Source organism: Psychrobacter sp. GW64-MNA-CIBAN-0177, assembly GCF_040309585.1.
Lineage (GTDB): Bacteria > Pseudomonadota > Gammaproteobacteria > Pseudomonadales > Moraxellaceae > Psychrobacter > Psychrobacter okhotskensis.
The window spans coordinates 61,168-76,333 of record NZ_JBEOOY010000010.1 but is presented as its reverse complement, the minus strand read 5'-3'; the positions used below and the strand labels follow the sequence as shown (position 1 = coordinate 76,333).

The 15,166-nt window shown below is 44.0% G+C and carries 8 protein-coding genes; 5 read left to right on the top strand and 3 right to left on the bottom strand.

Going from position 1 to position 15,166, the window contains the following annotated elements:
- Positions 1-280 precede the first annotated feature (280 nt).
- The 5 genes from glpK to AAEY79_RS08320 all read left to right on the top strand — a co-directional run bounded on the left by glpK (position 281) and on the right by AAEY79_RS08320 (position 6,389).
- Positions 281-1,885: a glycerol kinase GlpK gene (gene glpK / locus AAEY79_RS08340; RefSeq protein WP_350588145.1), complete on the top strand. Its 1,605-nt coding sequence runs from the start codon at positions 281-283 to the stop codon at positions 1,883-1,885.
- Between the two features lie 269 nt (positions 1,886-2,154).
- Positions 2,155-2,667 (top strand): hypothetical protein, encoded by a 513-nt coding sequence (locus tag AAEY79_RS08335; RefSeq protein ID WP_025651776.1) that lies wholly within the window; start codon positions 2,155-2,157, stop codon positions 2,665-2,667.
- Between the two features lie 239 nt (positions 2,668-2,906).
- Positions 2,907-4,238 (top strand): hypothetical protein, encoded by a 1,332-nt coding sequence (locus tag AAEY79_RS08330; protein ID WP_350588146.1) that lies wholly within the window; start codon positions 2,907-2,909, stop codon positions 4,236-4,238.
- A gap of 214 nt (positions 4,239-4,452) precedes the next feature.
- Positions 4,453-5,481 carry an endonuclease/exonuclease/phosphatase family protein gene (locus tag AAEY79_RS08325; RefSeq protein ID WP_025651778.1) on the top strand — a complete coding sequence of 343 codons (1,029 nt, stop codon included), beginning with the start codon at positions 4,453-4,455 and terminating at the stop codon, positions 5,479-5,481.
- A gap of 215 nt (positions 5,482-5,696) precedes the next feature.
- Positions 5,697-6,389, top strand: a complete 693-nt coding sequence (locus tag AAEY79_RS08320; protein ID WP_025651779.1) for a TetR/AcrR family transcriptional regulator — start codon at positions 5,697-5,699, stop codon at positions 6,387-6,389.
- A gap of 226 nt (positions 6,390-6,615) precedes the next feature.
- Here AAEY79_RS08320 and AAEY79_RS08315 read toward each other — a convergent pair whose 3' ends face one another.
- The 3 genes from AAEY79_RS08315 to AAEY79_RS08305 form a co-directional block, all read right to left on the bottom strand.
- Positions 6,616-7,392, bottom strand: a complete 777-nt coding sequence (locus tag AAEY79_RS08315) for a hypothetical protein (protein WP_201575799.1) — start codon at positions 7,390-7,392, stop codon at positions 6,616-6,618.
- Positions 7,393-7,529: 137 nt separating this feature from the next.
- Complete coding sequence (locus tag AAEY79_RS08310) at positions 7,530-12,851, bottom strand: hypothetical protein (protein ID WP_352288014.1); 5,322 nt, start codon at positions 12,849-12,851, stop codon at positions 7,530-7,532.
- A 173-nt stretch (positions 12,852-13,024) separates the two neighbouring features.
- Positions 13,025-15,124 (bottom strand): hypothetical protein, encoded by a 2,100-nt coding sequence (locus AAEY79_RS08305; RefSeq protein ID WP_201616263.1) that lies wholly within the window; start codon positions 15,122-15,124, stop codon positions 13,025-13,027.
- Between the last annotated feature and the right edge of the window lie 42 nt (positions 15,125-15,166).

Genomic DNA, 15,166 nt, shown 5'->3' with positions numbered 1-15,166 from the left:
TCCAACAAGAACATTGTCGTCATCATATACTGAGTTTTTGAGCTGTGAGTGCCTTGATATTGCAGGGATTTTTTGTACTTTGATATTTCGATTTTATTGCTGACGAATCATAATGAGCGCCATGTTTTGACTATTAACCCGATGAATCGGTGCTTAATTAAGCGCGTTAATTTAGTTATAGAAGCCGCTGAAAATAAAAAGAAACCGCTGACTATAAAAATATGAGAGTGATATAAACTATCAACCATAGAATAAATAAGACCAGTAAAGGATATGAGTGATGGCAGGATATATTTTGGCTTTAGATCAAGGCACCACTTCGAGTCGCGCGATATTATACGACGATCATGCCCGACCGATAAAAATGGCGCAACAGCCAACCACATTACAGACACCCAAAGCTGGTTTTGTGGAGCAAGATGCCCAGCAGATTTGGCAAACTCAGATTAGCTGTGCGCATGACGTCATTAACCAAGCAGGGCTGCTCGCTACCGATGTGACTAGTATCGCCATCACCAATCAGCGTGAATCTATTGTCATGTGGGACAAAAAAACGGGCAAACCCTTAGCGCCTGCGATTATTTGGCAAGATCGCCGTACCGCAAACTATTGCAAAACCCTTGCAGCTGAAAGTGCGAGTACTGGTGTTCATAGCGATGAGACGGATGACGGTGATGATATGGCACATCGAGTGCAAGGTATCACCGGGTTACGTTTAGATGCTTATTTTAGCGCCAGTAAAATCGCATGGTTGCTGGAAAACCATCCAAAGCTTAGCGTGCGTGCGAGCAAGGGTGAGATAGCTGTTGGCACTATTGATAGTTGGCTTATCTATAAATTGACAGGCGGCGAGCATGTCATCGATATTACCAATGCTTCCCGCACCCTGTTATACGATATTCATAAGCTGGAATGGTCAGAGGAGCTGTGCGCCCGCTTTGCTATTCCGATGAATATCTTACCTAAAGTTTTGCCCTCTGATGGGGATTTTGGTAAGACTAAAAAAGGCTTGTTTGCCAAGCAGATTCCTATTCAGGCGGTATTAGGCGATCAGCAAGCGGCACTTTTTGGCCAAGGCTGCCTCGATGCTGGTATGGCCAAAAATACCTATGGGACGGGCTGTTTTATGCTGATGAATATCGGTCAACAGCCCAAACTTAGCGAGCATCAGCTGTTGACGACGATAGCGTGGCAACGCAAATCGGCAACACTGCGCCCAGACAATTTATCCTTTGATCAAATCGTGCAGTCTGGCAAGCGTATGCTACAGCCGCCCAAAAAAGAAGTCACCTACGCGCTAGAGGGTAGCGTATTTATGGCAGGGGCAATCGTCCAGTGGCTGCGTGATAATCTGGGAATGATTCAACAGAGCGGTGAAGTCGAAGACTTAGCGCGGCAGGTTGATAGTAGCGAAGGCGTGGTATTGCTCCCTGCATTTACGGGACTTGGCGCACCATATTGGCGCTCGGACATCAGTGCAAGTATTACAGGTATGAGTCGCGGCACGACCAAAGCGCATATCGCCCGAGCGGCGTTAGAAGCGGTCGCCTATCAAACCTATGATGTCTTAATCGCTATGCAAAAAGACAGCCCGCACCCTTTAACCGAATTGAGGGTCGATGGCGGCGCTGCCAATAATGATTTGCTCATGCAGTTTCAGGCAGACTTATTGGGCGTCCCCGTACTGCGTCCTAGAGATACAGAAATTACTGCCAAAGGTGCTGCGCTGCTTGCTGGTCTAAAAACGGGGTTATACGATGCGGCCACTATGAAAGCATCTTGGCAAGTCGATCGCATTTTTGAGCCAAGCATGTCTGCTGACGAGCGCGAGCAACACCTGCACAAATGGCAACAAGCGCTTGAAAGAGCATTAATGAAGGTCTAAAAAGAGCGGCAATAAAGCGTCGATTCAATTCTTGCATTCAGTCTGTTTTATTAATAAGTTTGTTTAAAATTACTGAAATGCCTAGGCCAGTGTACACAATCGTCATAAAGATACAGGCTGTAACGCAAGACAATCGAGATTTGGACACAGTTTACATAATCTGCCTATCTGTCTTTGTCCTTAAGTTTCTATACTTTAGATGAATGGAGCAACACTGCTAACTTTCAATCATAAATCTAATATATAACAAATAATTTAAGGAAAATATTATGAGTAACCATGACGGTATTGATCGTAGTGAAGTAAAGCACATGTCTAAAGAGACTAAGCATGACCTAAATGCTGACATCATCACTGGTGAGCCAGGATCACATCCAGTAGGTACAGGCATAGGCGGCATAGGCGGCGCAGCAGCAGGTGCGGCTATCGGTACGATGGCAGGACCACTCGGCACACTCATTGGTGGTGCTATTGGCGCTATCGTCGGTGGCGGTGCAGGTCATGCGGCCGCTGAAGCTATTGACCCAACGCGCGAAGAAGCTTACTGGCGCGCAGAGTATGCGAATGCAGACTATTATAAAGAAGGCCATGATTTTGACCGTGATTTACATCCTGCCTACGCAGTCGGTTACGCCAACCGTGCCCGTTATCCTGCAGATGCTCGCTTTGAAGATCATGAAGCAGACTTAGAAAACTCATGGCATGAAGTAAAAGGTGAGTCACGTATGGAGTGGAATGAGGCACGTCGAGCATCACGTGATGCATGGAATCGTGTATCGTAATATTGGGAAATAGAGAATTTCGGCATCTTAATCAGTACCATCATTTGTATTGATAGCTTAGTCAGTATCATCGATAGTATGACTGATTAACGATACAGTATTTTTATAGCCGAGTTCTTACCCTTGATAATTGCAGTTATATAAAAGCCTCTAGAGTATGCTCTAGAGGCTTTTTTACATGTTGCACCTTTGATAGTTGTGGTAATCTTAACGATGTCTCAATAACCCATAGAGCGACCATGACTGACTCTTCTTCTGAAACGTATGAACTTGCCCCTGATATCGCCAGATTTTATCAAGGCAAGTCTTTACAAGGTCAGCCACCCAGTCTTTGGACATTGGTATTGTCTCAGGTTACTACTTGGATATTTGCACGGTCGCTCATGAATGCGGCCGTTTTAGGTTTTTTCTACGGTATCGCTGGTACTTTGGCTTATGGGATGTACTATTTTAGTTTTATCACTGGCGCACATATTGTTGATAGCTTACGATTCCAACATGGTTTTAATAACATACAGACGTTCATGCAAGTCAAGTTTGGGGCAACTGGTGAGCATCTTTATAATGCAGTGATTGGTTTTCGATTAGTGAGCGAGGTATTCAGCAACTTACTGGTGTTTGGGTTTATCACAACCTTGTTCGTGGGCTTTAATGAGAATTATTTAATACTGATTATAGCGGTCGCTACCTTAATTTATTCTTCAATTGGTGGGCTACACACTGCGCTGAAGACAGATGTGGCTCAAGCGCTATTTACGATCTTCGCCATTATTGTTTTAGCGGTTGCCATGTTTGCACATCCCTTGTTTTCTTTTAATGCCATCATTAGCTCCTCCAATTCCGCTGACAACAAGGGATGGATATTAATGATAGTTGCATTTATCCAAATATGGAGCTATCCCGCTCATGATCCTGTCATGACTGACCGAGGATTTTTAGCAGATAGGGCGACTACTAAAAAGTCATTTTACTATGCCGCGCCTATTTCGATGGCTTGCATCTTGTTATTTGGTTTGCTAGGTGTGTTTGCACAGCTGAACAACGCGGAAGGGGTCACTGAAGTGACGCAAACGCTGAACACTCTATTTTCACCAGCGGTAATGATGTTGTTTAGCTTCGCGCTGATTATTTCAGCGATATCGACCTTAGATTCTACCTACGCCAGTGCCGCAAAATTGATAGCCATTGATATGAAACTTGTCAAACCAACTGTAAAAAATGGCAGGCTGATTATGCTAGGGTTTTTGCTGGCAGGCTTGGCCTTCATTGCAACTGGCAGCAAAGACCTATTCGATGCGGTCGCTATTAGTGGTACCGCTTCCCTGTTTTTAGCACCTGTCGTATTTTTTAGCATTTGGTCAAGTTGGGAAGTCAAACCTTGGGCCATTGTAGTCAGCTTTGTATCAGCGCTCATGGCAGGTATTATTTATATGTTAGAAAACGGTGGCTATATTGCAGTGATGGCGCCAGTGTTTGGCGCAGAGCACAAATACGTGCAGCTGTTAGTATTGTGTGTCATCGCTTCTATGATTGGCAGCGCCGCCTTTGTACTGGCTCATAAACGAGTATGATCAACCAATATTTAGTACAAGGGCTTTGATAGAGTGCGCGTTAATAGAGCAAGCGTTCTCTACATTATCAATGAACCCAGTTTTTCTAGCTATGAAATAGTAGGATAAAATAATACGAAACACTACAGATTTAGTGGAGGCGGTCTATTATTATGAACAGCTTGCGTTGTTTATTCATAATAATGCATACTATCCAAATAGCACTAGGAGTTTTATGAGTTACTCTGCCAATAAAGGTAGCGATAAACAATTTTATATCGCTACTGCCAATTTGCTAAATTTTGCCAATCCTAATCGCATGTATTATGAAAATGCTGAGCCGTACAGTAATAAAGAGTATGAAAGTAAATTGCGTGGCATCAGCGACTTATTAGCAAAAGCCCATGCCGACATTATTGCCGTACAAGAAGTATGGGACAGCGAGGCGCTAGAGGCATTGGCAGTATCGTTAGGATTTAAGCCCGAACATGTGGTTATTCCGCTAGCAAGCAATGACAGTTCGAGTGCTTATACTCAAGGTAGAGGGGCGCAAAATACACCTGCCGTAGGTATTATTAGTCGCTTTGAGCAATTAGAGACGACTTTATTAGAGCAAGTGGCGCCAAAGGCGGTGATTGATATTCCTGATATTGGTCCTTATGAGCGTTTTAATCGTCCACCCTTGGTATTGCGAGTAGATGCATTCGGGCAGCCCATTACTATTATTACAGCTCACCTTAAAAGTAAGCGCGCTTTTTTCTTACGAGATGAAGCCGGCAATTTGTTAGAAGATATGGATGACCCCAATATTCGCATTCGTGCCAAGCTTCGTAGCTTATGTATGCGGGCAGCAGAAGCGGCATCTATTCGAATGTTTATCATCGAACGCTTGAAGCATACTCGTGAGCCCTTAATCTTACTTGGTGATATGAACGACGTCACCGGTAGTGTGACCACGCAACTAATGACCGAGACTGGCGAAGTCAATTATGATAAAAGCATGCGTGATGTTGCCTTGTTCGACGCCGCTCGCATTCAAGCGCGTTATGGTTGGATGAAAGACGTGGCATATACCCACATTTATCAAGGTATGCCAGAAGTAATTGATCAGCTGTTCGTTTCAGAGGAATTTTTGCCTGATAGCAAGTTTGCAATCGGTCAGGTTGAGCGAGTTGACTATTTTAATGACCATTTAAAGTGGGATTATGCCGATAGAGTCATCGATCATGGTATTATAAGGGCGAAAATAAAACTTCATTATTAACCCTAATATACTGTTAATCGATACATTATTTTTTAACCCATGCACGTCCCTTGCTTGATAGTGTACAAGCGTTTATGATGCCTCTTCATTGAGCATAGAGCGGTAATATTAGCCCGTATTACCAACTAACAAACAGTCGTTCTTAAATTTAGAATGAATACTGTCCAATGAAGACCATATTTATAAAGATAGGGCACAACATTAAGAGACTTACAATGAGTGAAAATAGAGACGACAAAATTGAAGATGTACTGGTAGATTCGGAACTGGCAAAGAAGCTGGTACCTAATAAATTTAAATTTACCAGTCAGCAAGGTCGCGCGCGCCGTCAAAAGCTATTGATGGGTGCCAAAAAACTGAGTGAAACGCAGTCTATCAATGATATTACCTTGGCTGCTGTTTGCGAAGAAGCTGGCATTCCAAGAGCATCTGCTTATCATTTCTTTCCGAATATCGAAGCCATATTTTTAGCATTGCGCTTTTTGAATGCTATCGAGATTTTAGAGATTTTGACAACTGTAGAAACGGTTGATTACGACAGATGGCAGGGATATTTAACAGCACTTATCGATCGCTGTGTGCATATCTTTCATGAAGATCAGACCAAAGCAAAATTGATCTATGGTACGAATACACCTGATTTTGAAGGTGATAGTTTCGGTGAAGATATGGATCATCAAGTGGTTGAACTGGTATATAAACGTTTAGCAGAACGGTATGAAGTGCCAAAATTTGAAGATATCCAAGATGTTCTTTTGGTCACTTATAGTATTATCAACGCTATCTTTACGGTTTCTTACCGCCGTCATGAGAGCATTACAGAGAAGTATCTGCAAGAAGCAAATACTGCGTCAATTGCTTATCTGCGCTGTTATTTACCAGAAAAGCTACCACGTAAAAACCGCTAATTTATTTTGTGCTAAACGTGGATGATATTATAAAAGTTAACTGAAATTTTAATACAAAAAAGCCGACTATTTATGAGTCGGCTTTTTTAATTTCTATTTTTGTGACGGTCTTTTGTTTGCCTAGGTTCAATAATAACGAAAATATTGACAAGTAGCTGTCAGAAAATATCTAAGATGAGCGACATTTGGTGCCAAAAACACCTTGCTCATTTTTGCGATTGCTAGGTTATTGAGCGATAGAAAACAGTTTTTGCCCTTGGCAAACATCCTCACTCGGATCCAAAGGGGCATATTGCTTGTAATAACGCACGATCAGATTCTCTAAGGCGACGTTAGCTTGCGAATCATGGGCGTTCACATAGGCCTCACGCGCTTGCTCTAGCCAGCGATCTGCCATGCGGAAGTGACTGCCTGACTCTTTTGAGCCACGCTCACACTGATTGGTTGCTGCCCATATTAAAGCCACTTCACTAAATGCCATTTCACGTGGCGCAGTACCAATACCGTCGCTGTCTTTTAAAGCACTCAAAGTTGCCCAAAGATCAGGACGCATCAAAGCAGATTCAGACGGGATATCCTGATATAGGCTTATGTCTTGTGCGGTATCATTTTTTAGCGCTTGCAATATCGTCTCTGCCGACTGCGCTGCGTATGTACCAGCCGGTGAGCGGCTATTAATACTGTCTTGATGAATAGCATAGTTAATCCACGCTTGCGCTTTATACGCTAGATACTGCTGCTGCGCTGTCATGTCTTTTTGCTGATAAGCTTGTAGTTGCGTCAACAGGCAACTCAGCGCTCGTTGCTGCGTACTTTGGTATTTATAAGCAGAGGGTTGTGTCTGCAAATTACCATGGCAATAGTTAGAAGCTTGTAGAGTAATAGCTGGAGCCTCTTTGGCTACTGCCAGCGCTGATGAAGCAGTCGTCAGGAGCAAGACTGCTGCGAGCGTAGTATAGATAGGCTGTTTATTGGTTACAGCTTTGATCGCAGAGTACAACATAATGCGAACCTTGTGTTAAGGTAATGAGTGTGGATATTGGTTTTTATTAGCACTGACTTTATAAGCCCTTAATCGATAAAGGACTGTAAATCGGCGAGCAAATTATCATAAGCCATGCCTATGATAATTTGGCTAAATTATAACGTAGAATCGCTGGTTAAACGTTTATTTTTGCGTGGATCTTCACGTTTGAATAAATCTTCATCAAATTTGAAGCGTAGTCTAAAATAAGCGCCTTCTTGCGTGCTGTCATCATAAGCGATGTCTTCATCTTCAAAGCCCATAAAGTTGTAGCCGAGTGATAACCACAGGTTAGTCATCGGGCTGTAGCCAACTTCTGCACCAACCAGATAAGCCAAGTCATCCGCTTGTTTATTCCAGTAAGTACCTGCTTGTAGACCAATATCCCAACGCTCGCTAATGTCATATAAGCCGCGTGCATAGACCGCGTGAGCCGTGTTATCGCTTACGATATTGTCAGCATCATATTCTGTATATTTACCCGCATAGCGACCTGATAACGTTAATGGGCGCGTCGGATGATAGTTGCCGCTCCATGACCAGACAATCGCATCTTTTTGATAGGGATCGTTACCGGTAGCGTTATCATCTAAACGGTACTCAAGCTTGGCAAGCATATCGAGCTGATTGCTATCATAATCACGGTAAGCGGCACCAAGCTGGAAACGATTGATAGTGCGATGACCATCGTCATAATCCACTTGCGAGTAGATATCTTTTGCTAATAGAGTAATGTCATCGGTGTAACGATAAGCAATGCCAGCGCTACCGAGTAGGGTATCACTGGTGTCGCCCCAGCGTTTTTCTAGACGCCCTGAAGCTTTGTAGTTTTCTTTGGCTAGGTATTCAACACCGACGCCCGCTGCAGTTGCGGTACTGTCTTCATCACCTTCTAGAGACTCGACACGCTCAAATAGTGTGCTTAAGGTCAGACCTTCTTGCACATACCATTTGTTTTTTAGACCGATAGCGGCTTCTGCTTCGCGGGCACTGATCGCATCACGCATACGGTATTCGCTGTAGACTTTACCGTCTTTCATATAAGTGGCATCGAAGCCTACGACGGTACGCTGACGTTCTTCGGTATCATCTAAACCGTAGCTACCTGATAAGCTATTAATTAAGTCATGACGCGCATATAAGCGACCTAAGTTACCTAGTGGTGTTTCGCCACCGATAGAGGTTGCATTACGCTCGCTATTGTCAATATCTTGCTCATATTCGGCAAATACCAAAGAGTTATTTAGTTTTGGCAAACGCGCTGTCAGACGAGCGCGGGCAGTCGTTCCCTCGATATCTTTGTCAGCGTTACTGACGCCATTGAGTGCTGATTGATTGATAATGTCATCATTGAATATTGTATCATCAGTAATATCTAGCACATCAGTGGCCGCTTGGGTATTACGTGAGGCTGCGGTTGCATCCTGCTTGTAATAGCGCACACCAATCTCACCAACGATATTCTGACTGAGACGCTGCTCAATACTTGCTTCTACACCCTCGCGACTGGCCTCTGTCGTATGATCTTCAGTACGTACGCCTTCAAGTTTAAGCGCTGTCTTTTTATCATTCAGAGTGTGAGTGACTTCTACACCTGATTCCGTACGTCCAGCGGTTAATGGAGAAGCACCAGTGACAAAACCTTCTTCAGCATCGTTGTAATAAGCTTTGGCACGGGTGTTTAATTTATTGTCGTAATCCAATTCTATACGTAGCGCATCACCTTCAGCATCGCGGCCTTCTAACAGCTCAGCATTAATCTGGTTACTTGGTTGAAAGTTTGGATTTTCTGCTTTATTTTTGGCATATTCTGCCACCAGTTTTAGCTTATCGTTGAACTTAATAACGCTGTTAACGCTGGCTAGCTCTTCTTTATTCAGTGGGTCATCACTATTGACATAGCTGCCACCGATGGCGATTTTAGTGGTCAGTTGTTGCTTGGCTGCAATACCGCCCACCCAATATTTTTCGCCGCCTTCATCTACTTCTACGGTAACGCGTAGATAAATAGGGTTGCCTTCCAAATCTTGACTGGCAATTGGCGCTTTTAGGTATAAACTGCGGCTGATAGGGTCGATTTCATAATCAGCGAATCGTGTCAGCGTCTCACGGCGTACGATAAGTCCAGGGTTATTCGCATCGCGAGTAATGACCTCAATGGTTTCGGAATTCTCTAGTACCGCATCGAAGTCGTTAGCCAGTGGATAAGGACCGGAAATGCCAAGCCCACGAGTTTCGTTGACGCGTTGTGATGAGCTGGTCTCAGCGATAAAGGTGGTGATACGGGTGTTGTTGTCTTCGTATTGCGCTTTGGCACCAGTCAACGTACGGTTGTACTGGCCAAGCTCGATACCTTCGTCGTTATCTATTTGAGTCTTGAGATCACCGTACATGGCGAATGAGCGACCTTTATCTACCCGTACGTAGAGCTTGCTAGTAGACTGGGCGTCGAAGCCTTTTGCCGATGAATCGCCATAAACGGGATAGTATTCACCCGGATCGATATCACGGAATAAGCGTTCGCCTTTTTTGTCACTGTCATAGGCAAGGGTTAATAGATAATCACCGCGTACTTTGCCTTTTAGGAACATCGCCGCACGACCAGTGGCTGAATAATCGTCACCGCCAGCAATCTCATTCAATTCTTGCTCAAAAGCACCTTGAGCATCGGTAATATTACTGCCATCAAAGTCTTTAAGTGAGATAGCCCCTTCGACGATACCGACTGCGATTAGTGGACGTAGCTTAGCAGTGAACTGTAACGGAATCACTTGCTTGCTACTACCAGTGTCAATTACCAGCTCGCCTTTACCCGGTACACTTGGCGCGATAATCGAAACTAAAAGCTCGCCACCATTCACAGTCACTTGAGTGCCTGCTGTATCTTTACTGCCGTCATCAGTACTAATGCGACCAATATTGGTATCAAGCGTAAGCGAAGTAGTACCAATATAGGGACGGTTGTCACGGTCTTTTAGACTAATAACTATCTGATATTCGCTCACGCCATCCGCAGGCACTAGCTGTTCTTGAGTACGATAATTAATAGCTTGCAAGCTATCAGGCGTCGTCACTTTAATGGTTTGTTCAGAGATGACTTTGCCATTCACGTCAGTAGCGACGCCGCGTAGGGTGTTATTACCGCGCTGTAAATCAACGGCATAATAATCAAACGCAGTTACATTTTGTTTTTCTTGCTCAGCAGTTTTACCGATTTTCTCTTCTGATACGGCTGTACCGTTGGCATATAGCGTAAAATTGCTACCCAGTGGCGCTTGTATTTGTACCATTTGCTTATAAGTACTGAGCTGCTGGCCTTCACTTAGATTAATAAAAGCGACGTCATTAGTAGCGACTTCTTTTAGATACTCTTCTAATTCTTTTTCTACTGGGGGTGCTACTGTGGTTATAGCCATCTCGACACGGTTGGCAGCTGGATTGACCATCTCATTAACGATAGCAGAGTCGCAGTTACTACCAAGGTCTAAATCACCATTGATGTTGCAGCCGCTGGCTTCCACATTATCATCGTAGTCGCGGTTGTAGTCGGGCTCTAAGGTCAGCTCCGTTTTTACGGCTTGCTCAAGGGAATCATTCTTAGCGCTCACTGATTTGCTACGAGCAACCAGCTCTGCGTTCAAGCGCTCAGTGCTATCGCCCATACCACCGACAATAGCGAAGTCAGCACGATGCAGCTCACCATACTTTAAGTCAACAAAACGGCTACCGGCATCGCCAGCGTTACGGTTGCTTTGGATAACCATTTCGGTCGCGTTAGGAATAGTCGTGCGATCAACTTTTAATACGTGAGTTTTGGCGCTAACCCCATAAAAGTTATATTTACCTTCGGGATCGGTAACGATAAAGTTACCGTTTTCCATATAAATACGTACGCCTGCAACACCCAGCTCGCCATCACCTTTTTGTTGGATGCCATCACGGTTAATATCGTGGTACACCTTACCGACGATGATACCATCTGTATTCATCACGCCGCGCTCAACCTCGATTTTCCACTGTGCTTCTCTTGATACTAAGCTTTGACCTTGCTTATTATTAGCTACGGCAGTCGCACGGTTGATACCGTCACCACCTAAAGATGAGGCACCGATTAATACGCGATAAGTGATGTTCTTAGTTTCGCCAACCGTCATGTTACCTAAATTTAAAACCTGATATTTACCATCAGCTTTAAACTCAGTAGTTTGCGTTTGACTGATATTAGTATCAGCAGTTTTACCAACACGTACACTACCATCGACATAGTCAAAACCACGTGGTAAGGCGTCTTTTAGTTGTACGTCATAAGCAGTGGATTTACCATCGTTCTTAACACTAATGTTGTAGTTGACATAGTCACCAAGCTCTGCTGTTTTGACATCACTCTCTTTAGTCACTTGTAGACTAGGAGAGGTATCGTTAATGGCAATAGTGGCATTAATATTACGGTCGATAGCGGTTAGGTCTGATGGGTTAGGCTGTTGATCCAGTCCAACAGAAGGTACAACACAAGCATCCAAAGTGGCAGTCAGAGTATCGCCATCTAGGGTCTGGATGATATTGTCATTAATGGCGTTAGCGTTATTTTGTGTAGGGGCTGATAGACGATATTTACCAGTATTATTGCCGGTCTCTATCGCTTTTAGTGAATAGGTATCGGCCGTTATTGGTGCATTGATAGTGACCCATACTTGGTCAGGCTTATCTAGCTGAACATTACATTGCGCGTAGCTGGCTTCGATATAAACGTCCTCACCAATTTGCGAGGTACTTTTACTGCCATCAAAGTTAAAGGCGTTAAAGTCAAGACTTGGGGTAACAATGACTAGGCTATCAGTGGCTGCTGCCATTACTGATTTATCTTCGACGACTACCGCACCGAGTTTGATATCAGCAGTGTCACCGTCATTACCATTAGAGTCAGATAGCGCTTGTAGCGTAAGCTCAATGCTTTCACTTTGACCTAAAGTAATTTGGGTGGTTAGATTCTCATCCAACTTGATTTCTTGATCTTCATTATCGAAAATACCGTTGTTATTCAAGTCTTGATAGACTTTAATATTCGATAAACTGTTGGGTATGACTAGCGTCAAATCGATGGTCTGTTCGCTGTAGCTAATATTTGAAAGTACGTTTACCCAGCTGACGGTTGTGTCTGTCTCCACAGTTTGTGTGGCAGGCTGGGTTAAGTTGATACCATACTTAGGAAAAGCAGACGACTGGACACTTACTTGGTTAGAAGTACTATTTAGATTAAGGTTAGTACCATTATTAACAATATAACTGGCGTTAGCAGTGTTCTCGATAAAGTGTAGCAGAGGGTTAGGTGCTGCTAGAGCAGTATTTGATTGCATAAGAAACATAGCTAACGTCAACGCAGAGACCTTAGCGGTGCGCAATGGCATGTGTTTAGACGATGTCATTAAACGAGCTGTCATATGTCGCTTATCCAATAAAACGAAATGGGGGATTGCTAGATTTCTCTAGCCCAATTAAATTCAGGCTAGGAAAATCTATAAGTACCTGTAGATACTTATAGAGCTTAAAAAGATAGGTAGAAATTAGAAGTTGAAATTAAATTGATAGTGAAAATCTCAAGATAAAGTTATGGTTACGGAATGACACGAGTGGTTTGGATTTTGACTTTAAACTGCATGGTGGCAGTTGCTTGAGGCGCTAAGGTATCAACAGTAGTCGTCACACTATCTGAAGTCTCAGCCGCTGTGCCATTAGCAGCAGTTACAGAACCTACTACATAGTCAGCTTCATTCTCGAAGTTAGTGAATTCGTCTGAGATAATGACATCCGTAATATCAAAACCTACTCCTGTTGGAGAAGAAGCAGCAGCAGTAGAAGAGGTGTTTTTAGCTTGGACTTTATAGACAATACACTGCCCAGGCAAAGCGTCCTCAATATCTGTACTAACAAACGCTCCGGCAGCAGGTATACCCGTACAATCTGCATTTATCGCTTGAGTTTTGAGCAGTACTAAGCCGCGCACCGTTGTTTTATCTGTTACGGTCGCTTTTACAGGGGCGCCTTCTAGTTTTGGAATCAAGGTAACAATGGTGTCTTCATCTGTAGGCGTAGTTGAACTTGATGGGGTGAACAGAGGTGCCTTGACAGATGAGACTTTATAGTTAATCGTAACGGTGCCATTAGGGGCTATGCCACTAGGTAATGCGCTGTATATATCATAGACACCACCGACAGCTGTAATAGGCGCTGCTGTTACAGATGGTGTTGTAGTGTCATCACCATTTGGATAATAAGTGACAGTGACGCTACCCGGCTCTATATTAATCGCATCTCGCGCGCCGCCATCATTATCAGTGATCGTGAACGTTAATTCACCGGCGTTGCTACCCTCGACGTCTTTACCCGTGTTGGTAATGACCGTTGCATGAGTCACTTGACCAAGGGTACCTGAGGTCGGTGCAATTTCTCTAGTAGTTATACCAGTTAGGGTTAGAGCCCGCCTGATAGTGCCTCCTTTTGATAATGGCAGCGTTGAGTCGTCACCTGTATTAGCTGGGGTCTGACCATTAAGGTTATTAATCTCGGTAGTAGGGTAGAAATCACTAACCAATAGTTCCCTGCCAGTGTCTGTACTATCAACCAGCGTATTAGCCGTAGCAGTATTATTATCTAAGTCATCAGTGACTGTAACGTGGTTAATGGCGTCTGCCGGAACAAGCGTACCTGAGCCACCTTGTTTGACTGTAAAGAGGAAGGTGATGTTTTGACCCACTGGGATAGTATTACCAGTAACGTTAAAGCTGGAATCACCTGCACCACTAGCAACGATAGCACCTACAGTAGCAGTACTACTGGCAGTGATATTGGCGGCTGTTAGTGGTGCTGCGAGGACTAAACCAGCCGGTAGAAAATCTGCGATATCAACTTCAGTAGCATCGGTACTAAAGGCAGTGCTTTCGTTAGTCACTACGATTTTATACTCGGCGGTATCAGTAGTATCATTGAGATCTAAGCCGTTAGTAATGGTTTTAACGATAGCAAAGGTAGGGAGCCTTGTGAATGAGGTGTCAGTGTTCGTAAGCTTGTTAACTGGAGCACCGTTATCAGTTAAGGCTTTACTCTTGACAGATATAGATAGTTGTTGACTGTCCCCACCTTTGTCGCCAGAGGTTTTGGCCTTGATAACAAACTTAACATACTGCCCCTTTTCTAGTACGGAATCCTCGGTACCATTAGTTAGCGATGAGTAGGGTATGGTGCCAGTGCGAACTGCAGCTCCTCCACCCGCGTTATATACATTGAATGTGATATTAGAGTCGGCTGGGACATAGTTAGTATCAGGGTCAACAAGGGACAGAGTATAGGTATCGGTACGGTTACCCGTGTTGGTCAAAGTATGTTCAAAGACAGCGAAGCCATTAGGCGCCACTTCTTCTTTAATGTTTGCGTCATCGTTTTGCTCACCGCCCGCTGCTGTATCATCATTATCAGCACTCAATGTAAATGCCACTTGTTCTGATACGGTGACTTTTACTATATTGGATAGAGCAACAGGCTGCTCTTGGTCGCTCACGTTATAGCTCGCGCTCGCTTGGTTAGTGATTTCTACCTTCGTGGTAGTTCCGGTAGTGCCGGCTGGATCTCCTGGTGCTGCGTTAGCAGTAGTGCTAAGCCCCAGTACCGCAGCGACGCCGATGGCTAACAAGCTGTGATTAAAAGTGTTTGATCTCATATAAGACTCCGAAATTAAAAAAGGTGTAGAGGATATGCTTCA

Coding starts and splice junctions, on each gene's coding strand:
- AAEY79_RS08310 (WP_352288014.1), bottom strand. CDS start 12,851: ATGACAGCTCGTTTAATGACATCGTCTAAACACATGCCATTGCGCACC.
- AAEY79_RS08305 (WP_201616263.1), bottom strand. CDS start 15,124: ATGAGATCAAACACTTTTAATCACAGCTTGTTAGCCATCGGCGTCGCT.
- glpK (WP_350588145.1), top strand. CDS start 281: ATGGCAGGATATATTTTGGCTTTAGATCAAGGCACCACTTCGAGTCGC.
- AAEY79_RS08315 (WP_201575799.1), bottom strand. CDS start 7,392: ATGTTGTACTCTGCGATCAAAGCTGTAACCAATAAACAGCCTATCTAT.
- AAEY79_RS08330 (WP_350588146.1), top strand. CDS start 2,907: ATGACTGACTCTTCTTCTGAAACGTATGAACTTGCCCCTGATATCGCC.
- AAEY79_RS08335 (WP_025651776.1), top strand. CDS start 2,155: ATGAGTAACCATGACGGTATTGATCGTAGTGAAGTAAAGCACATGTCT.
- AAEY79_RS08320 (WP_025651779.1), top strand. CDS start 5,697: ATGAGTGAAAATAGAGACGACAAAATTGAAGATGTACTGGTAGATTCG.
- AAEY79_RS08325 (WP_025651778.1), top strand. CDS start 4,453: ATGAGTTACTCTGCCAATAAAGGTAGCGATAAACAATTTTATATCGCT.